This window comes from Methanosarcina sp. MSH10X1 (assembly GCF_004099695.1).
GTDB lineage: Archaea > Halobacteriota > Methanosarcinia > Methanosarcinales > Methanosarcinaceae > Methanosarcina.
The window spans coordinates 235,416-255,644 of sequence record NZ_SCHL01000002.1 but is presented as its reverse complement, the minus strand read 5'-3'; the positions used below and the strand labels follow the sequence as shown (position 1 = coordinate 255,644).

Sequence of the window (20,229 nt, the reverse complement as noted above, 5' to 3'; positions counted from 1 at the left end):
CTCGATCAAACTGCCTGATTTTAAATTACTCTGCTCAAGGGACATCAGAGTTTTTCGGCAAGGCTTCCGAAATCCAGCTGGCCTGGAGCCTGGGATTCAGGTTCTTTTTCCTCAAGATTACTCGACGTAACATGCGCAAAAAACTCTTCTACGAGACCTCCTACTTCCCTGGGTGCAATATCAATGAACTCCTTTTTCTCCTCAGGCGGAAAATAGTCAAAAACTGAAAATTTGCCTAACTTACGTGCCTGAGAACCCTGATAGCGGGAATCGAGGAGAATCCGGACTCCATAGTCTTTCGGAGAGCGTACTACTCTTCCCATTGCCTGTCTGACCTTCCGGATTGTCGGAACCTGGACCGCAAATTCCCAGCCTTCCCCACAGCCGAAGATCGTATCATAGGCAGATTCGACAGCCTTTATTCGGTCATTTAAAGCCGGATATCCCACTCCAACCACAATTACTGTCCTGCCCCTGGAATCCCTGAAGTCGACGCCTTCACTCAATGTTCCCCAGAGATAGGTTATAAGCAAGGCTTTTCCTCCCTGCTCTCCTATTCTGAAAAATTCCTCGCGGATTTTCTGGGCTGAAACCCCGGTCTCATCAAGGAAAATAGGAATAGAAAGCTCAGGTTCAAGGAGTTTGGAATAACGGAGCGCTTCAGCATAGCTCTGGAAATATATAATTACATTTCCGGCTGATGCAACAGTGGCTGAAAGCAGGGCTTCTTTCAGGTTCTCAAGCGTTTCCGGGCTGTCCCGGTTCTTTGCAAAAAGGGGGGGGACTGAGACCGTAAGTGTAATCCTTCTTTCCCTGGGAAAGGTAGTACCGTAGGAGATCTCTTCCACTTCCCTTGAGATGCCAAGCGTGGATTTAATCATTTCAAAGGGTCGGAGTGTAGCCGACATGAGCACTGCCGCATAAATGGAATCTAGCAAAGGCTGGGTCACGTTTTTAGGAATGCATGTGAAGAGTTCGATCCTGCCGGCTATCCTGTCGCTTTTGAAATCCCTGCGAACGTTCAGAATAGGATAGTAATTCTGTCTGTCCGAAAGCACCAGGTAAGAGGATAAAAAATCGGCAACATACCGGATCTGGGAGCGTTTAGGGACAGGAAGAAGTCCCTTTTTGTAGTTTTCCACGTAAATTTCTTCCAGCCTTCCTCCGAACTCGCCAATCTCGCGTAACCGGATAAGCACTTTTTCTTCATCTCCAAAACCTTCCTTTACTGCATCCCGCAGAAATCTGGCTTTCAGGATGTCAAGGCGTTCATAGGGGTCACTTATCTGAATATCCTGCCAGTTCTTTCCAAGCTTGTTCCTTTCCCCGAACTTCAGCTTTGAGTCATATGTGCCCCTGAGGGCGGCCAGAAGGCAGGTAAACAACTTTTTCGCATACATCCGGGCTGCATAGTCCTGGTCAAGAGGAATGCCGGTTCCAGAACCAGCCGCTGCCCTGAAGAAAGGGGAATTGTCATACTCGGGAGTCTCGCCTACTTCCGAAAGAGCTTTTTCAATCGTGAGTTCAGAGAGCATTATTGAAGAGTGGGAGCGAGCAGAAGCTTCGATATTGTGTGCTTCGTCAAAAATAAGGATAATATCTTCAGGGTCGCGTTCAAGCCATTTAAGCAGGGTCATGAAGATTTCGGCATTGAGTACATGATGAAAATTACAAATCAGGAGTTCGGTGTTTTTAAGTTCCTTTTTAAGCAACTCATACCCGCACATGTCCCGGTCTTCTGCATATTCCAGCACTTCTTCCGGGCTCCTTACATCGGAAAAAAGCCAGGTGGGAAATTTGTTGCCTTCAAACTTCAGGACTTCGTAAAGCTTCGGGCAGGAATTATTCCTCAAAGTCTGAGCTTTCTTCCTGACCTCTTCAAGTTCCTTTTCAAGCTCATTTCTCAGGGCATAAAGGGCAGGATCTTTTGTCCGCTTGTGTTTTTCGTAGGCATCCTTTATTTCTTTTTCCTTTGAGGAGACTTCTCGCTCAAGATCAAGGAGGTCATAGGTGTTTTCACCTTTAAGCCTGCATTCCTCGTAATCAAGGTTTTCGGGGCACATCGAAGTCTTTCCCTTAAAAACAATAGTTTTTATGTCATTGCTCCGGGAGATTTCTCTTGCCTCATGTATAAACTGAACCATCTGCTGATGGACGTTGGTGACTATAATAACTACTTTATTAAATTTTTTTCCCACGTTCAGGGCAGGAGCAAGTGCACTCAAAGTCTTGCCTGTCCCGCATGCCCCCTCAAAGAGAACGATTTTCTCCTTCAGGATAGCCGAATGAATTTTCTCCATAGCTTCTGCCTGGTTAGGATAGCAACTTTGTTTTGTAAAATACCGCATATATCCGTTGTTCTGCGTCATACGTGTAACCTGGTATCTCTCGGATTTCCGATGTTCTCAGTGCCTTCCTGTTTGCCGATAGTTTAGAAATTAAGTTTTCAAAAGGTTAGATTCCTTCTGAAAATATTGTTAAAGAAATAATGCTGACTTTTATAAACTAGCGTAGGCAAATTCTCTAATTGTCATACCTTCCGAATAAAAGTAGAACCCAGTATTAATATAAAATACAAATAGGATTTACTTTTACTTGTTGTGTGGTGTTTGTTATTTAAAACCTTTCTAAGATTACTCGGATAACTCACAACAAGGTAAAATGACAAAACTACCAGTTAAAATCAATGTTTATGTGGTCTGCTCTTTATACTATTAATCTATTCTCTAATTAGTCTATTTTCGAGATCGTGGCATATTTCAGCACTGTTACTAATTTTCTGTAAATTTAAAGTTAATTTTTATGCATTAAGTATAATTCCGTTTTCCTAATTTAGGATTTTCAAACTACCATCTTTTTGAAATGTATGCTTCTAAAGAAAAATAAGCATTCTGCTCGCAGCCAATCTGACACAAGCAAACATTATTTTTTTTGAGCTGAGCTTCTTAGACTCAGCCCCATTAATAGATTTCATTTAATCGTAGTACTTCTGGAGTAGATTAAAGATCTACTTGGGACATCTATTATTTTAATGAATAATTGATCCCCTTGACTAAAATTAAGCTTTTCATTAGTGCCGTACTCTTTAGGGATCAAAGTAGCTCGATCTCCGCTTTTGAAGATTCCAAGCTCCGTAAAATTAAGATAACGTTGATCATATCCTTTCTGAAGTATAACCCTTGTCTCCTCAGGGGATTTGAAATTAATTGTATCTCCTCCACGGTGCTCGATTACGAGTTTGAGAGTCATTTCATTAGAAATTTTGTTCGGGTTTCCATCCGAGGCTTCGTTCGAAGTTTCATCCAAGGTTTCACTCGGGTAAACCTCATCCTGAGATACAACTTCAGACTGTGGGATATCTGCTCCTTTTATTGAAATCAAAATGACAAGATCTTGAAAATCAGCACCAGCACTTTTCAGGTCTGTATTGCCCAGCTCAAAAAGATATATAGCTTCATTTTCCTTGAGCTTGATACTCCCATTATTAGTATATTTCATTACAAAGTCTTCAATTGAATCTTGGTCTTGAAATCCGGGGATATTAGGAACATTGTCTCTATTCTTAAGAACTTTCAAATTGGGCGAATTAATCGAAGTGTTAACTTCAAGAATTTTTTTATTTTGGTTGTATTCCCAAGAGCAAGCTTCAACCATTACAGACGTATTTGCCGTAGAAGTGTTGTTAGACTGCCAGAAGCGAGGATTTTTTCCATCATTAATATTTCCTTTAGACGGATTTGTGTAATCTCCCCAGGGATTGTAAGGATAGTCTCCTAACCTAAAGCGGCATGTAACCGGAAACGGTACCGTTACCGAATGACCCTTTACCCAATGACCATTCTCCCAATGACCGTCCTCCCAAATGTCCCTCGTAAACGCAGACCCAAGTACAGTTGCATTGACCGTAAAATTCCCCTTCGGTACTACTGTATTGTTGTTTATTACAGTGAAATCCACGGTAAAACTCACATAGATACTGTGGTTGGAGGACACATTATTTAAGGTGTATTGGTAGACTGGCCCTACGGATGCCCCGTCCACCAGCACGTCAAGAACTTTATAATTGGCAGCAGGCGTCATATTGAAAGGTGCGTTGCTACCGGCGGGCACATATATCCTTCCAGAGGGAAAAATACTGCCCCCAGAACCTGAAGAAGCCTCTAGTAGATAATCGCCAGGAACTGCCTCATTGCCTGATGTCGTCTCATTGCTTGATACCATCTCACTTTGAGTAAAATTATGGGCTTCGATAAAGAGATTTGCAATGGGAGGACTTTCCGGGATAAAAGGATACATTATTGACGAAGCAAGTATGATCGTAATCAAAACCATCAACATCAGCGCGTATATTTCTGAGGCTGCCTGGCATTTGTTTCCAAGTAACCCGGACTTTTTACCCTCAGCTATAAAAAATCACCTTGTCAAAATTTAATTTTGAGTATTAAATTGCGACTCTTTGATATTAATTTAACCGTTCAAGAAAACTATTAACTCTGATTTTGCGATACCAATTGTTCCAAAATAACAAGATAAAATTTGCAAGATATGTACAATAAAAATGTTTTAAAAATTAGAGATAAAAGGAATTAATAAATTAAATTGTATAGAATAATGATCCAGCAGTATCGCGAATATGTCGTAGATTTGTTATCAAGTTTTGTGAGTTAGGGAAAAATAAATCTCCAAATACGGGATTTACTAAGTAAAAATTTCTTAAGATCTGTATTTTACAGAAAAATTAGAAGATGCACATTTTTCTCAGCATCAAAACCTGATACCAGAGATCTCAATTTATTTTTTATCAGGCAGTTGTTGTTTATCCAGTGTGCATTCCCTTCCGAGATACTCGTTTCCCCATCTGCAAAGAGCATCCAGAACCGGAAGTACGGTTTTGCCAAATTCGGTTAGAGAATATTCAACTCTGGGTGGGATTTCAGGATAAATCTTCCTGAGAATGAGCCCATTTCCCTCAAGTTCCCTGAGCTGTTTCGTAAGCATTTTAGGAGAAATGCCCTGCATGCTTTGCTGGAGCCCTGAAAAACGCAATTTTTCGGTTCTCAACTGCCAGAGAATGACTGGCTTCCATTTGCCCCCGATTACCTCAAGGGTTGCTTCCACAGGACACTGGTAATGTTTGTTGTTCTGTATCCCACTTGCCATATGTGCTCATAGTATCCATTTTGTTAGTTAGTACCCGGATTGTATGTATAGTATATAAGTATAGTTGCTGCAAATTAGATACGAATAAATAAATTAGCTTAAAAAAGAAGAATCCGGCGTCAATTCAAAACCTGATCCGGTAATGATTCAACGGGAACTAACTCAGATAAGATACGGTTTAAAGAATAAGAGGGATCAAGAGAATGAAAGTTATAGGTATTGTAGGAAGCCCCCGAAAGAACGGAAATACAAATGCCATTGTACAGGAGGTACTCAAAGGGGCAGCCGAAGCAGGAGCCGAAACCCGAACTTTTCTTTTAAACGAAATGAATTACAGGGGTTGCCAGGCCTGCGACTACTGCAAGAGCCATGACAGATGCAAACTCGAAGATGACCTTGCAGGGCTGTTTGAGGAAATGAAAGTAGCTGATGGCATTGTCTTTGGGGCTCCGATTTATTTTGCCCAGTTTTCAGGCCAGATGCGGCTTTTCCTTGACCGATGCTATTCCCTTATAAACGCGGACTTCTCCCCCCGCCTTCCTGTCGGGAAAAAAGCTGTAATTATAGGGACTCAGGGTGCTCCTGATCCTGCAGCTTTTAAAGGAGTCTACGAGGAATTCAGAGGGCAAATTTCCAGTTTCATGTGCATGGACGTAAAGGATACCCTTTTGGGGATTGGTTATCACGCTCCGGGAGAAGTAAAGAACAATACTGAGCTTATGGAAAAAGCAAAAACCACAGGCTTTAACCTGTTCAGATAAAGAAGAACAGGAAGGAAAAGCTGAAGAAGCCCGGGGAAAGAATCCCGTGGACTTCTATATTTATTTTTTAGAAAGGGGAAGGAGGCACCGCATGGATATTCTTGAAGCCATCCACACCAGGAGAAGCATTCGAAAATACACAGACCGACCTGTTCCGCGAGAGCTTGTTACCGAAATACTCCGGGCTGCCATGAGCGCTCCGTCTGCGGTCAACGCCCAGCCCTGGGTCTTTATTGTTGTCGATAACAGGAAGCTCCTTGAAGAAGTTCCGACTTTCAGTCCCTATGCAGCTATGTGCCGGGAAGCTCCTCTTGCAATCCTCGTCTGTGGAGATATTACGCTTGAAAAGGCTCCCGGATACTGGGTTCAGGATTGCTCGGCAGCTACACAGAATCTCCTGCTTGCGGCTCATGCTGCCGGGCTTGGAGCAGTCTGGACAGGGATTTATCCGATGAAGGACCGGATTGAAGGTTTCCGGAAAGCCTTCGGACTGCCTGAACATGTAATTCCTCTGGCTTTCGTACCAATAGGTTATCCTGACCAGAGACCGGAACTTGAGAACCGGTATAAAGAAGAGAAAATTTACCACAACAGGTACGGCCAGAGAAAATGAAGCCATAAAAACAGGTTCAAAGTACGTGAAATGCGGGAATCCAGTAGAATACCTTTGTTTAGAAGCTGGTGGTTTATTGACAATAAGAGTGGTTGCAAAAAACCATGTCAAACCTGAAAAGGTTCAGAAGTTCATGGGCTTGTGTAGAAACCTTGTCGAGGCAACATTAAAAGAAGAGGGTTGCATAGATTACGGGCTGCATCAGGAATTGGAAAATTCAGGAATCCTGACGTTCCTGGAAGAATGGGAAGATGAAAGCAGCCTTGGTAAGCACTTAAATTCCAATCACTTCAGGGAGATATTTCCTTTGCTTTCAGAATGCCTTGAGAAGGAAACTGAAGTTAACATATATCGGAGGTCTCTATAATCTATCTAGCTGTAATTTATCCAGATGTGGTCTCTACATTTCATTTTTAACACTGCTTCCAAAACGTCTGGAAAAAACAGTATCAAGCTCGATACAAGCCTGAAAGGAAACGATGAAAAGAATAAAAATAGTGTTTTGAGGAATAGGAAAATGAAAGTTGTCGCATTTAATGGAAGCCCGAGAAAGGAAGGAAATACGGCTGCTCTTATAAAGTACGTTCTCGAAGAACTTGAGAAAGAAGGCATCGAAACTGAGACTTTACAGGTCGGGGGGAAGACAATTCACGGCTGTATTGCCTGTACGAAATGCTTTGAAAATGCAGATAAAAAATGTATAATTGATAAGGATATAGTCAACGAATGCATTGAAAAAATGCTCGAGGCTGACGGAATAATTCTGGCTTCACCTACCTATTTTGCAGACCTGACTCCCGAGCTTAAAGCTCTTATCGACAGGGCAGGTTTCGTTGCCAAAGCCAACAACGAGATGTTCAGGCATAAAGTAGGAGCAGCAGTCGTTGCAGTTCGGAGGGCAGGATCGGTTCATGTTTTCGACTCCATCAACCATTTCTTCACAATTTCCCAGATGATAATCCCGGGATCAAGCTACTGGAATATGGGAATTGGGCTTTCCGAAGGCGATGTTGAGAAAGACGAAGAAGGCATCCGGACCATGCAGATTCTGGCCCAGAATATGGCCTGGCTTTTGAAGAAACTCAATGCATAACCACAAACTTTTTCAAAAAATCCTTGACCGCAAGCCTTTTCAAAAAATCCTTGACCGCAAGCCTTTTGAGAAAAGGCTTGAGCGAAAACTTTTTCAAAAAAAGTTTTATCAAAAACCCTGATTTATCGAAAACGTCACTATCGGCGTGATCGACCGGCGCAACGGTCGCGGCACAACGGTCGCGGAACAATAGTTTACGCATACCTTTTCAGTCCTGGCCGCTGTAATTGTCGATATGGAGTAAATTACATAGGCGAGAGGATGAAAAGCCGAAAGAGAAAAGCACGGTACAGCTTTTTTGATGTAGCTGTTTTCCGTGGTCACAGGGAGTTAATTTTGAATTTTCTGTTTGGAATTGTGTTTTGTATATCAGTTTACAAAAATATTCATTGTTTATTTGGGAATTGAGGCTTTTTCTGCTGTTATGACCATTTGCAGACCTGCCTGCATGAGTTCTTCGGCTCTCTCCTGTTTTCTTGCTTCGGCAAAGATTCGGAAGATCGGTTCCGTGCCCGAGGGGCGTATGAGAACCCAGCCGTCTTCGTACCAGATTTTGATCCCATCGACAGTATCTATTTTAAGCCCAAGCCCGGAGGCTTCGTATTTTACTATTTCCATTGTAGTCTGGGTATTTACAGAAGGAATTTTGGTTTTTGCGTTGAAATATTCAGGCACGCTTTTTGAAAGTTCGGAAAGCCTGTATCCTTTAGCCAGGATTTCAAGGATTTTGGCACAGGCCATCGCTCCGTCCCTGCAATACTGATGTTTGGGGAAAATAAGACCTCCATTGCCCTCACCGCCGAAGACCGCATTTACATCCATCATTTTCCGGGCGACGTTGATGGAGCCAACCGCTGTCCAGTAAAGTTCGACGCCTGCATCTTTTGCTACGTCTGCCATACGCTGCGAAGAGCTAACAGGAGTTACTAAAGGCCCTTTTTCACATTCAAGCATATATTTTGCCATCATGGCAAGCAGAACTTCTTCATTAAGAAATTCTCCGTTTTCATCCATAAAAACTATCCTATCCGCGTCCCCGTCATGAGCTGCTCCTAGATCGGCTCCGGTCATCTTTACAAGCATGGAGAGTTCGGTTAAAGCATCGGGTGTCGGTTCGGGATTCCGCCAGGGAAAAGTCCCGTCGGGTTGAGCTCCAAGCGTCAACACATTACAGCCCAGTTCCCTTAGCAGGAAAGGAAGAGTGAGCGAACCTGCCCCACAGCCAGTATCAACAACTACCTTTAATCTGCGGCTGCGTATGGTCTCAGCATCAACCGCTTTGATAACATTTTTGATATAGTAGTCATTGACCCCCGGATCGGTTCTGAAACTGCCGGTATTCTCCCAGGATACAATGGAATATTCTCCTGAAAAGTAGATTTTTTCGATCTCTTTTTCTCCATCCCTGGGGAATTCTGTGCCATCTCCGGCAATTAATTTGATTCCATTATATTGTCTTGGATTGTGTGATGCGGTAATAACGATCCCGGCATCGGCAAAGTCACGCACATAATACTGAATAGAAGGAGTAGGAACAAATCCGACATCGATTACGTTCAGACCCGTTGAAAGAGCCCCGGCAATTGCAGCGGATTTCAGCATCTGCCCGGAAATCCGTGTATCACAACCTATAGCAACCGTGCCTTTCGAACCCATATATGTACCAAGGCTTCTGGCTAAATTGACTGCAAGCTCTGGATTTATATATTCATTGGCGATACCACGTACACCATTAGTTCCGAATAATGCCATGTAAGGTCTCCATCTTTACGATTTGAATGAGAATTATGCCATTGAGGCAAATTTACTTTTTATTGACAGTATTATGGTAAATAAAGTTCTGATAAGAAACCGGGTTCTCGTAACAGAAATATTAAAGTTATTTCAGATACTGAGATTCCAAGCGTGTTTCAGAACCCGGGAATAACATGTACTGAGTACAGACATTTTAATCTTTTTTCAACCACATTAAGTAGCTGATTATAGGGCTGGCAAATACATATATCTTATTAGCTAAAAATCGGTTATTAATGGGCACTGAAAAGATCGAACTGATAAAGGAGGCTATAAAAGCCAGAGAAAGTGCGGTCATTGCTTTTTCAGGAGGGGTAGATAGTACGACTCTTGCAGCCCTTGCTTTTGAGGCACTTGGGGAAAAGGCACTTGCCGTAACCATAGACTCCCCCCTTTTCCCCAGGAAACAGCTGGAAACGGCTGTCCAGACCGCCTGTGAGATTGGAATTGAACACAGGGTTCTTCCTTTTTCGCAGTTGAGCCTTCCTTATTTTTCGGCAAATACATTAAACAGATGCTATTTCTGTAAAAAAGCCCTGCTTGAAACCCTGCTAGATTTCGCAGAAAAAGCAGGATATCACATTGTACTTGAGGGCACAAATTCCTCCGAAGTGCATGGCGAAAACCGTCCGGGGTACAGGGCAGTTCAAGAAGCCGGAGAAAGAGTCTTTTCCCCTTTCGTGGAGTTTGATATAACAAAAGAACAGATCAGGGAGATTGCCTCGGAGCTTTTCCTTTCAGCCGCCGGCAGACCGTCCGCAGCCTGCCTTGCAACACGTTTCCCTTACGGACAGCCGATAACTGTCGAAGCACTTCAAAAAATCGAAAAAGCCGAGGATTTTCTCTTTTCCCTGGGTTTTACCCAGTTTCGGATCAGGGTGCATGAAAATCTTGCCCGGATAGAAGTAATTCAGGAGGAATTTGAAGATGCCCTGCGGAAAAGAGAGAAAATTACGCGGCATTTGAAATCCCTCGGCTTTGATTACGTGACTCTTGATCTCGAAGGTTTCCGGAGCGGGAGCATGGACGAACCTTACATTCGGGAAAAAAGATAAAAAGGCAGTGAAAATATTCATCGCAGAAAAGATAAAAAACATTGGAACGATTTGTAGCAAAACTAATTATTAAACGCCTTAGAAAAGATATGAAAGAAATTCTTATTCGAAAGGCCAGTAAACAAGACCTGCTGGCAATCCAGAGGCTTCTCTCAACTTATTTTCTCGATATGGAAGGGCTCGAAGCCGAAAATTTCGTCCTGGCTGAGGTCGATGGGCAGATTAGGGGATGTGCTGCCCTTGTAAACTCCAGATCCCACGGAAAAGAGTTCCTGGAGATTCACTCCATTGCTGCCCATCCGAATTTTCGGGGAAAAGGTATCGGTACCAGGCTTGTTCGATATATTCTGGCAATAATTGAGGAGTCTGCCTGTGATTTATATGTCAGGACGACTGTGCCTCAATTTTTTGAAAAACTTGGCTTCGAGAAAATCGAGAATTCTGAGAAGCTATTGCTCTGGGAGGATTGCAAAGAGTGTGAACATTTTGAGAAATGTATGCAGTACGCGATGAAATATTCTCATAGCCGCTAAAATTTCCATCTTTCGAGAACCGGTAAAACGAAACATTATTTATGCAAAAGCACAATGAGGCAGCATATGCTCACTCTTGGAATAGTAAATACTTATGATAAGATCAAAGTTCTTGATGCCCACTACCGGGCAATTGCGAGAGCTGCTCCAATCTGCCATGCTTTTGGATTTCACCTTGCACTCTATGATTTTCCTTTCAAGATGACCGCAGAAGAACTGGTGGCTTATGTGATGGAAAAAACCACAATAGGGGAGTCGGGTAGTTATCTCAAGGTCCTTTATGAAAAGAACCACCTGTCAGTTTCCGAGCTTCCGAAAAAAGGCTTCCCTTCCCAATTTGGGGAAATCGTAATAACTACCTCAAAACCCGACCCGAAAAGACAGACTACGCCCGTAAAGATCGCCGAGGACGTCCTTCGAAATCGCTCATTTTTGTTTCTTGTAGGGCTAGGACATAAAGGACTTCCAAAAGAGCTTTTCGAGAGAGGCAAGTATCATCTTGATATTACCGGCAAAGGGCTTTCTCTTGAGACCTGTACAGCGATAGGGGCAATTCCGGCCCATATTTCAGGACTTATGTCAAATCTTGAAACTAGAAAGTGAATCTCTGTTATAAATTATTAGAGTTGGAAACTGGGGGAGTATTCCAGTTATTTATTTAAAAAATTTGTCTTGTTTGAAAAAATTTGGAGTTAATTTAAAAGAAATTCCGGAACCAATATATATTACGATTGACAATTAATACTTGTTGTGGGTAAGAACAACGCTTGTTGCGCTGTTGTGGGGATTTTTAGCCCAACGGAATAGAATTCCAACCTGCTTTCAGGTTTGATCCAGAAGGATTGAAGGTTCTGACCGTCATGCAGGAATTTGTCCTCAGGGAGTTAGAGAATGAATTTGATTGAGATTCCTTTGAGAGACTGGAAATTCTACCTGCACTCAACTGCCGCATTCGAAAAGGCTGGGAACTTTAACCCGGATTGCAGGGCTCTCGCATCCAGAAGGACTAACTCTGTAGCCCGCATGTAAGCGCAAGCTTTGAAGAGACAGGAGGAAAACTATGAGTGAACTAAAGCACGAAAACAGAAAAAGAAACGAATATAGATGTAAGCGCCAGGAAACCGTTTATCATGCCGTTGTGAAAGGCTGTACCGACAACCTGGACTCAGACGAATTAGACCTTTACCGCTTTATGATAGGCGGAATGCAGGGTAAATAACCTGCACAACCTTTTTTTATTCCTCATTCCTAAAAGAAAGCATGTACGATGTATATGCGGTCCGTGAAGATTTTCCTGTTCTAAAAGAAGTCGTGTACCTTGACAGTACGGCAACTACTCAGACTCCGATACCTGCAGTTGAAGCCATGGTTGAGTACTTTTACAGGTATGCTGGCAACCATGGAAGAGGCGCACACCGTCTGGCCAGGGAAGCTACAAACCGTTATGAAGATGCAAGGGAAACCGTTGCACATTTCCTGGATGCGGAACCTTCAAAGACCGTTTTTACGAAAAATACTACTGAGGGAATCAATCTTATTGCAAACAGCTACCCATGGGAAACTGGAGATCATATTGTTACAACTCTGCTCGAACATCATTCTAATCTCCTGCCCTGGTTACGCCTTCAGAAAAAAGGGGTAAATGTCACGGTTGTGAGTCCGGACAGCGAGGGCAAAATCGATATCGCTTCGATAGAGAATGCCTTTACTGAGAAAACCAGGCTGGTTGCTGTAAGTCAGGTTTCGAACGTTTTCGGTTCTGTTCAGGATGTAAAAAACATTACGAAACTTGCCCATCGAAACGGCATAAAAACCCTTATCGATGGGGCTCAATCCGCAGGGCATATGCCTGTCAGTCTTAAAGACCTGGGCTGTGACTTTTTTGCAACTGCCGGGCATAAAGGCCTGCTTGGACCGCAGGGAACCGGCGTACTTTACATCAAAGAACCAGACATTATCGATAGTGCCTCAGTGGGAGGAGGCACGGTTTCGGATGTGGAGGGATGCACTTACGTGCTGGAACCTTCCCCTGCCTGTTTTGAAGCCGGCACTCCAAACATTCCGGGAGTTATAGCCTTAGGGAAAGCAGTCGAATACGTAAAAAAAATAGGGGTTTCGGAAATTGAGGCTCATGAATTCAAATTATCCGGGGAAGCTGCAAAAAGGCTCTCCGAGCTCGAGCATGTAGATATTTACGGGCCTGAAGACAGGGCAGGAATAGTGCCTTTTAATGTAAGAGGGCTTCATGCCCATGATGTTGCCCTGATTCTTGACCAGACCAGGAAAATTTGTGTCAGAAGCGGTCATCACTGCGCAATCCCGATTGTCCGCTTCCTTAAGGTAGACAGTACCGTAAGAGCTTCTTTTGCACTATATAATACCGAAGAAGAAGTGGACGTACTGGTAAATGCAGTTGCAGGCCTCAAAGCTCTCATTTCTTGAAAAAAACTTTTACAACTCTCTGCATTTCCCAAATAATTACATTTTTTGATTTTATTATTTGCTTTTTGGCTCTGTTCTCAGTAAGAAGAATATTTCCTGATAGTCTCTTGACACTTACGCTTCATATTTATTTTTGAATTAAGCGATTCTATTGGAAAACTGTTTTAAACCGGTTTTATCACGAAATCAAAATTCCATTAAGTGTTTATGATTTAAATCCGAACTTGAACTTACTTATCGGAGACTCCTGGTATTACTGATCATAAAAATATATTCTGTGCGAGATGGGGACTTGCCTATTTTTACCCGACAGTTAAGTTAATATTCTTATGAAAATAATTATAAATTTGGAGAACAATTTTCAGGAACCGGACAATTTTTAGATGCCGGGTAATTTTTAGAAGTGGGGCAATTTTTAGAAGGTGGTATTATTTGTAAGGGTTCTAAATGCAGAGTAATTAGCCGGGACTGCAATGCAGTCTCAGAGATAATAGGTCAAATGTTAATGATAACTGTAGTAGTTTTGGCTTTATCTGGAATAGCCCTTACGGTATATTCTGAAGGATTTGGAATCCCGGAACATATCCCTCATGTTGACTTTCGTGAAAGCGTTTATGTAGTCAATAATACTGTGCAGATTGTCCATGCTGGGGGAGAAGCCATTGACAAAACAGCAATCAATGTAATACTTTCAGGCAATTATGGGATGCCAGATGAGTTTAGCAGGACGTATAGTATGTCAGACTCCGAAGTTAAAATCCAGAAACCTGATGGAAATAACTCCACTGATAATGTTCTGACTCTTGGAGACCGCATAATAATTAATACTAAAGGAAGTGGAGTTTCTCTCACCAGCAAGAATTCCATAGACCTGTTCATCGTGCATATACCGTCTCAACAGGTGATCCAGAAAACTGTACTCCAGCCAGTTCCAGTGAACATTCCGGATTGGATAACTCCTTACCCATATGGTAGTATTTATGATAGTTCCACACCTTCAGAGTGGTTGCCCATGGAGTTGCTTGGTACGATCGATGATGGAGTTTTTATAGAAGCTCCTCTTCCAACAGATTCAGAGTGGTACGAAGTGTATGAGTTTGGCATAGATGCGGATGAGATGGGCATTTCAAGTATTTCAGAAATCCAGCTAAAAATAATCTATTCATTTCATGACAACAGCGCTGATAAGCTAAAACTGGAAGTATCTACTGACGGCTCTAACTGGACAAAAATAAATTCCAACGATGGAGGTGAGATGAAAGAATACCACCACGACAAAGAATACTACTATGTAAACTACCAACTCTATAACCTAACTGATAATCAACCTGAGTACATAAAAAATACCGGCGAACTTGAAAAGCTCCGGGTCAGGTTTTCGGTCTCTGAACATGCAAACGAACACAGCGGAAAAACCATTAGGGTTGATTTTGTAGGAGTTCACGTAGAAGAGCTCCAATAAAATTCTGGTTTACGAAATTCAAGGCTGAGGCAGAGAGTAGAGAAAACTTAAAATTTTCCTTTTACTGCTCAAAAGATCTGAGAAAATGATTTCTGAAGTGACTTTCTAAGTTAATTGCCATCTTACGCATTATCATAAGCTTCTTTAATCCGAAATAAGACCTGTTTTTCGATACTTTTAGTTTTCCTTATAGAAAGAAGGTGACAAATTACTTTCTAGCTAAATTCATTCACCCTTTCGACAGAGTATGCATTGTGCAGAGAGATTGATCAGGCTTTACCTCCAGAATCAGCTCCTTAAAATATATTTATACTGCAATGAATAGTAGAAAGTTTTTAAAAGAAGTTGAGCTTATATAACTTGATTAAAAAATGGGGGATGTAGTTATGGATGAAGTAAAACAAATGTTAGTGAAGAGTAAGTTTATTTCGGAATTACTGGGGAAAAAAGGTGATTACACCTCCATTTCAGTGGTCATAAAGAAGGCTAAAGTTTACTTTGACAAGCCACTGAGAGTTCTGCCAGCTTATGATCCTGAAAAGGACGGACCTCTTGTAGATTTTACAGTGCCTGATGGGTTTAGAGAAATCGAAAGATACTGGCTTCAGGAGCCTTATAATTTTGTATCGATTCTGGAAGACCGCAGAACAAGATACTACAGACTTATCGAACCTTCGCTTACAAAGTTTGAGAAAGAGCTTCTAGAGAGGATTTATGAGGATTTCCAGGATATCCTGGTTCTGGGTTCTACAAATTCCATATCCGAAAAGGATGCATTTCTTGTGGATAAGACCCTCTTCCTTCTCGAAAACTACAGGGCTGAGATCTCAACTTCAACCTTTCAAAAAATCATATATTATCTTAAAAGAAATATGTTAGGCTACGAAAAAATCAATCCTCTTCTTTATGATGCTTATATAGAAGATATTTCGTGTGACGGGGCAAATGTCCCCCTTTTCATCTATCATACAAAATATCTCAATATTGAGAGTAATATTCATTTTAAAGATGAAGAACTTGATGCCCTTGTAGTTAAAATGTGCCAGTTGAATAACAAGCACGTGTCTGTAAGCCAGCCAATAGTGGATGCAAGACTTCTGGAAGGATCGAGGCTTCAGGCTGTTTTAGGAAGGGAAATTACTCCAAGAGGCAGTTCTTTTACTATCCGTAAATTCAGGAAGGACCCAATTACTCCGATAGACCTGCTTAGCTATAAAACATGCGACCTTGACATGCTCGTATATCTCTGGCTGGTCATTGAAAACGGTCACAATATTCTTTTTGCGGGAGGAACAGCGTCGGGAAAAACTTCTATGCTCAATGCTACCTCCCTATTTATGCCCTCAACAGCCAAGATAGTCTCCATAGAAGATACACGGGAACTCCTGCTCTATCACAACAACTGGGTTTCCGGGATTGCAAGGCAGAGTTTTTCCGGAGACTCAACGGGAGAAATTTCCATGTTTGACCTCCTGAAAGCTTCTCTCAGGCAGCGCCCGGATTTCATTATTGTGGGTGAGGTGAGAGGCAGTGAAGCTCTTACTCTTTTCCAGGCAATGTCAACAGGGCACGCAACAAGCTCAACTATGCACGCAGGAGATGTGCAGACTGTCATAAACAGGCTCACGCACGAACCAATAAATGTACCAAATGTTATGCTGCAGTCTCTTGATATACTCTGCATTCAGAAGCAGGCGTACATCGGAGAGAAAAGAGTTCGAAGAACCCAGAGCCTCGTTGAAGTCCTCAACGTTGACCCCGAAACAGGGGATCTTGGCATAAATGAGCTCTTCAACTGGGAGCCCTCAGAAGATTATTTCATCAAAGTCGGGGACTCTCACACTGCACAGGAGATTATGTATTCTCGAGGCTGGGATACCACTCAGTTGAGAACTGAGATGGACAACCGTAGAAAAATCCTGACGTACATGTATGAAAGAAACATAAGGGATTATATCCAGGTGTCCATTGTAGTTCAGGCATACCAGAGCTATTCTAAGATGGTTATGGAGTGTATAGAAAATGATACCCTGGAGACTATGATAAAGGACATGGCTGCTCAAGAGGGGGGAGCATGATTTATACTGCTGCGGATAAACTGGCATACCGATACTTTGGCGGTTTTTTTTACAAAAATAAAGAAAGTTTTAAAGATTTAAAAATAAAGATACGCCAATCCCATATTCCCATGACAGTGGACCAGTACATGGCTTCTGCCTTAATGTATTCAATAATAGCAGGAACTGCTGGAGGGATTTTCGGCTTATCGCTGGGACTGAAGATTTTTGGTGACCCGGTTTCCCGCATTAGCCTTTTCCTGAGTTCTACAAGTGCCGGTTATGAAGGAAAATATGTCTACCCTCTTGCAATTCTAACCGCTGCTGTAGTGTTCATTATATGTTCTCTTATTGTATTTTTTCTGGTATACAGTTACCCCTACTTTCAGTCAAATAACCGCCGAGCCTGTATAGATAAATCCATGCTTCCGTCAATAACCTATATGTATGCTCTGACGAAAGGAGGCATGTCGGTTTATGATGTATTCAGGTCCATTAACATGTATACCCATATATTTGGTGCGAGCGCAGAGGAAATATCCTATATTGTGAGGGATATGGACTATCTTGGCAAAGACTTTATAAGCGCTCTCAAATCTGCAAAAGAACGTACTCCTTCAGACGTTTTTAAGGACTTTATTGACGGGTTAATCATTATTTCAAGCAGCGGAACCATTAATGAGTATATAAAAAGCAAGGCTGACCAATATCAGCATATGGCAGAGCTGGCGAACAGAAGTCTATTGCAGAGACTTGATGTTCTTGCCGAAGTTTATGTGACAGCACTGGTTGCAGGCCCTCTTTTCATAATGGTGACCCTTGTTGTACTGCAGTTCTTCAAACCTGCTTCAACCCAGGTTCTTTACATGCTTATCTATGTGATATTGCCTGTTGCAACCCTGCTCTATATGGTAATGCTGGATACTGTAGGCGAACTTTCTTTCAATCCTAAGAGAGGTAAGGTCTCCAGTTTTTCAATAAACCTTTCCGACATCCCGGAGATAGAATCGGGGCTCACTACAGAGCAGGAAGAAGAGCGGAGTAAGAAATACAGGCTATACAGGCAGCTCTCCCATGTAAAAGACATGCTGCTAAATCCCTACAGAACCCTCCGGGACGAACCAAAATACACATTTTTTATAGCAGTTCCGGTGGGATTATTTTATCTCACCAATCTTCCAAAAAATCTTGTAAATCGTCTCAGTTTTAGCCCTCTGCTGAACATAGATTTTAACCATGTCAGTGAAGGTGCTATTATGCTGGCTACCTCAGTTGATGACTATATTATTATCTTTACTGTCATTCTTCTTATTCCTTTCATCATATTTTATGAGATCAATGCCTGGAGAATACGCAAGATAGACGAAAGAATGCCTGATCTTCTAAGGAACCTCTCCAGTATGAACGATTCCGGAATTTTGCTTTCAAATTCGTTAAAATTAATAGCAGAGTCCAAAATGGGCATATTAAGTAAAGAACTCATGAAATTAAAGGAAGATATTTCCTGGGGCACTTCCACTTCAAGGGCTCTCATGAAACTTGAGAACAGTATCAGAACAGCGTCTTCAAGCAGGATTATTCATATTCTGGTAAAAGCAAACGAATCTACAAGTGACCTTAAAAGTGTACTCTCCATCACTGCTTCACAGGCTAAGACCGAACAGGGGTTGAAAAAAGAGCGCTCGTCACAAATGGTGATCTACGTGGTCACTATCTATGTATCCTTTTTTGTCTTCCTTTTCATAGTCTATATTCTGGCTACCGATTTTTTCCCGCAAACCGCCGCATTCACAACTGCTTCCCAGTCAGGGGCAACTGGAGGAATAGGAAACAGCTATTTCAATATAGAGGAGTATAATATGCTCATGTTCCATTCAGCCCTGGTGCAGGCTGTTACTTCGGGACTTATTGCCGGAAAGATGGGACAGGGTTCTGTATATCTGGGCCTGAAATACAGCGTCAGCATGGTGATAATTACTTATCTGGCTTTTACTTTCCTTGTTTGAGCCTGTTTAGAGAATAAAGGGCCTTTACCCGGAAAACCCTCATTTTCACCATTTATAATCTGGCCGGAGCAGAGTATGTTTCAAAACCATCTGTTTAAAAATCAAAGCCTGCATAGAAAAAATATAAAAGTCTGCAAATTGTTCCACAGGTTGAGCCCTATTTATAATTTCTTGGAATAAAGGCTGTAATTTCAGCCAGTACAGGCAAAGTATTTTCCTTTTTACAAAAACATGGAGTTTAGAGCTAAAGGCTGATATTATTCCAGAAAGGTATGAGAGTGTTTTTCTTTTATTTTTTTTACGTGCCAGTTCACAGCCTGGATCTACAGACTTCGATTAAATGAAAACGAAAGCCTTTCTAACTGGAGAAGTTGAAGCCCAGAATCTAATCCTTAATAGTGGACGACCTGAAAACCGAAATTTATTATATTGAGTTAATAAATTGCCCTCGTCAAACCATTAATTGTTTAATAAAGTTACTTTTTAGTATTATCCGGCTGAGTTTTTTCAGCAGACTTAATATAAGTGAGAAATCGATTTTCGAAAAGTTAGCTTTTAAGCTTTCGAGAGGTAGAAGTAGTTTTGAAAAAGTACTTGCTGAAGGACAACAGGAAATTCCAGTTAAAACAGGCTGAGTAGAAGACAGAGAAAAAAGCACCTTTTGGGTGCTTAGTTTCGTGTTTAGAACCTTAGATCCCTGTCACAAATGAGCTGGTTGGTTTTTACATCAATTATTTTGATATTTACGGTATCCCCGGAAGCAAGATCACTGATATCTTCGCCAGAATTATCTCTAAGCTTTGGATTACTTGTCTCGGTAGTCTTCAATTCGGCTTTTCTAACTTCACCAACACTGAGAGTAGTGGTAGTATCGGTAACAATCTTATCAGGGGTAAGCTCAACAGAGCTGCCGCCATTAACGGACGCCAGAATTTTTGTATTTGAGTTAGCGAAATCAATCGGGTCCCCACCGAGATGCTCCACTTTTATAGATCCGACATTTTCATTGCTAAGTCCTGCTGCTTGAATGTGTATGTTCGCCTGCGGTGCGATTTGTGCAGTTCCCTGTCCAAATACGGTAGATCCGATGGCGGCGGCAAGAATTACGGTAATCGCAACCATCAGGATGACACCGATAACCGGGGAAACTGCTTTGTTATTAATAAAAAATTTCTTAAAATCCATGGATTTCTTCCTCCTGATAAAAGGTATTCGGACAGGATAGCCTGCCAGAAACTTTTAACGCCTCAAAC

General features: G+C 41.9%; 19 protein-coding genes. 13 read left to right on the top strand and 6 right to left on the bottom strand.

Features of this window, described 5'->3' with window-relative positions; all coding sequences use genetic code 11:
* Nucleotides 1–44: 44 nt before the first annotated feature.
* The 3 genes from EQO05_RS02760 to EQO05_RS02750 all read right to left on the bottom strand — a co-directional run bounded on the left by EQO05_RS02760 (nucleotide 45) and on the right by EQO05_RS02750 (nucleotide 5,160).
* The gene (locus EQO05_RS02760; protein ID WP_128503535.1) at nucleotides 45–2,369 is read right to left on the bottom strand and encodes an ATP-dependent DNA helicase; all 2,325 of its coding nucleotides are present in this window, start codon (nucleotides 2,367–2,369) and stop codon (nucleotides 45–47) included.
* A gap of 601 nt (nucleotides 2,370–2,970) precedes the next feature.
* Complete coding sequence (locus tag EQO05_RS02755; RefSeq protein WP_128503533.1) at nucleotides 2,971–4,332, bottom strand: hypothetical protein; 1,362 nt, start codon at nucleotides 4,330–4,332, stop codon at nucleotides 2,971–2,973.
* 459 nt (nucleotides 4,333–4,791) lie between these two features.
* Nucleotides 4,792–5,160, bottom strand: a complete 369-nt coding sequence (locus tag EQO05_RS02750) for a helix-turn-helix domain-containing protein (protein WP_128503531.1) — start codon at nucleotides 5,158–5,160, stop codon at nucleotides 4,792–4,794.
* 203 nt (nucleotides 5,161–5,363) lie between these two features.
* Here EQO05_RS02750 and EQO05_RS02745 point away from each other — a divergent pair, with 203 nt between their 5' ends.
* From EQO05_RS02745 to EQO05_RS02730, 4 genes are all read left to right on the top strand, one after another.
* Entirely contained in the window at nucleotides 5,364–5,921 is a 558-nt protein-coding gene (locus EQO05_RS02745; RefSeq protein WP_128503529.1) for a flavodoxin family protein, read from the top strand.
* A 91-nt stretch (nucleotides 5,922–6,012) separates the two neighbouring features.
* Nucleotides 6,013–6,534, top strand: coding sequence for a nitroreductase family protein (locus EQO05_RS02740; RefSeq protein WP_128503527.1), 522 nt, complete (start codon nucleotides 6,013–6,015; stop codon nucleotides 6,532–6,534).
* Entirely contained in the window at nucleotides 6,476–6,901 is a 426-nt protein-coding gene (locus EQO05_RS02735; protein ID WP_240664297.1) for a putative quinol monooxygenase, read from the top strand. The genes EQO05_RS02740 and EQO05_RS02735 overlap by 59 nt, the downstream gene beginning before the upstream one ends.
* A gap of 150 nt (nucleotides 6,902–7,051) precedes the next feature.
* The gene (locus EQO05_RS02730) at nucleotides 7,052–7,627 is read left to right on the top strand and encodes a flavodoxin family protein (RefSeq protein WP_128503525.1); all 576 of its coding nucleotides are present in this window, start codon (nucleotides 7,052–7,054) and stop codon (nucleotides 7,625–7,627) included.
* On the opposite strand, the gene EQO05_RS02725 is transcribed toward EQO05_RS02730, so the two are convergent.
* A complete protein-coding gene (locus EQO05_RS02725) occupies nucleotides 7,617–7,829 on the bottom strand; it encodes a hypothetical protein (protein WP_128503523.1) in 213 nt (70 codons plus the stop codon). The two genes, EQO05_RS02730 and EQO05_RS02725, sit on opposite strands and share 11 nt — an antisense overlap.
* Before the next feature lie 191 nt (nucleotides 7,830–8,020).
* Nucleotides 8,021–9,379 (bottom strand): phosphoglucosamine mutase, encoded by a 1,359-nt coding sequence (gene glmM, locus EQO05_RS02720; protein WP_128503521.1) that lies wholly within the window; start codon nucleotides 9,377–9,379, stop codon nucleotides 8,021–8,023.
* 278 nt (nucleotides 9,380–9,657) lie between these two features.
* Here glmM and larE point away from each other — a divergent pair, with 278 nt between their 5' ends.
* The 9 genes from larE (at nucleotide 9,658) to EQO05_RS02685 (ending at nucleotide 18,976) form a co-directional block, all read left to right on the top strand.
* Nucleotides 9,658–10,476, top strand: a complete 819-nt coding sequence (gene larE, locus EQO05_RS02715; RefSeq protein ID WP_128503519.1) for an ATP-dependent sacrificial sulfur transferase LarE — start codon at nucleotides 9,658–9,660, stop codon at nucleotides 10,474–10,476.
* A 41-nt stretch (nucleotides 10,477–10,517) separates the two neighbouring features.
* On the top strand, nucleotides 10,518–11,009 hold the full coding sequence (locus EQO05_RS02710; RefSeq protein WP_240664296.1) for a GNAT family N-acetyltransferase: 492 nt from the start codon (nucleotides 10,518–10,520) through the stop codon (nucleotides 11,007–11,009).
* Nucleotides 11,010–11,075: 66 nt separating this feature from the next.
* Nucleotides 11,076–11,612 (top strand): DUF531 domain-containing protein, encoded by a 537-nt coding sequence (locus EQO05_RS02705; protein ID WP_164888448.1) that lies wholly within the window; start codon nucleotides 11,076–11,078, stop codon nucleotides 11,610–11,612.
* Nucleotides 11,613–11,900: 288 nt separating this feature from the next.
* Nucleotides 11,901–12,038, top strand: a complete 138-nt coding sequence (locus EQO05_RS15385) for a hypothetical protein (RefSeq protein WP_164888447.1) — start codon at nucleotides 11,901–11,903, stop codon at nucleotides 12,036–12,038.
* Between the two features lie 31 nt (nucleotides 12,039–12,069).
* Nucleotides 12,070–12,228 carry a hypothetical protein gene (locus EQO05_RS15380; RefSeq protein WP_164888446.1) on the top strand — a complete coding sequence of 53 codons (159 nt, stop codon included), beginning with the start codon at nucleotides 12,070–12,072 and terminating at the stop codon, nucleotides 12,226–12,228.
* Between the two features lie 41 nt (nucleotides 12,229–12,269).
* Entirely contained in the window at nucleotides 12,270–13,451 is a 1,182-nt protein-coding gene (locus EQO05_RS02700) for a cysteine desulfurase (protein ID WP_128503515.1), read from the top strand.
* 403 nt (nucleotides 13,452–13,854) lie between these two features.
* Complete coding sequence (locus EQO05_RS02695; RefSeq protein ID WP_128503514.1) at nucleotides 13,855–14,913, top strand: type IV pilin; 1,059 nt, start codon at nucleotides 13,855–13,857, stop codon at nucleotides 14,911–14,913.
* Nucleotides 14,914–15,299: 386 nt separating this feature from the next.
* Nucleotides 15,300–16,991, top strand: coding sequence for a type II/IV secretion system ATPase subunit (locus EQO05_RS02690; RefSeq protein WP_128503512.1), 1,692 nt, complete (start codon nucleotides 15,300–15,302; stop codon nucleotides 16,989–16,991).
* Nucleotides 16,988–18,976, top strand: coding sequence for a type II secretion system F family protein (locus tag EQO05_RS02685; protein WP_128503510.1), 1,989 nt, complete (start codon nucleotides 16,988–16,990; stop codon nucleotides 18,974–18,976). Before EQO05_RS02690 ends, EQO05_RS02685 begins: the two co-directional genes overlap by 4 nt.
* A 681-nt stretch (nucleotides 18,977–19,657) precedes the next feature.
* On the opposite strand, the gene EQO05_RS02680 is transcribed toward EQO05_RS02685, so the two are convergent.
* Nucleotides 19,658–20,161: a type IV pilin gene (locus EQO05_RS02680; protein WP_128503508.1), complete on the bottom strand. Its 504-nt coding sequence runs from the start codon at nucleotides 20,159–20,161 to the stop codon at nucleotides 19,658–19,660.
* Nucleotides 20,162–20,229: the final 68 nt, after the last annotated feature.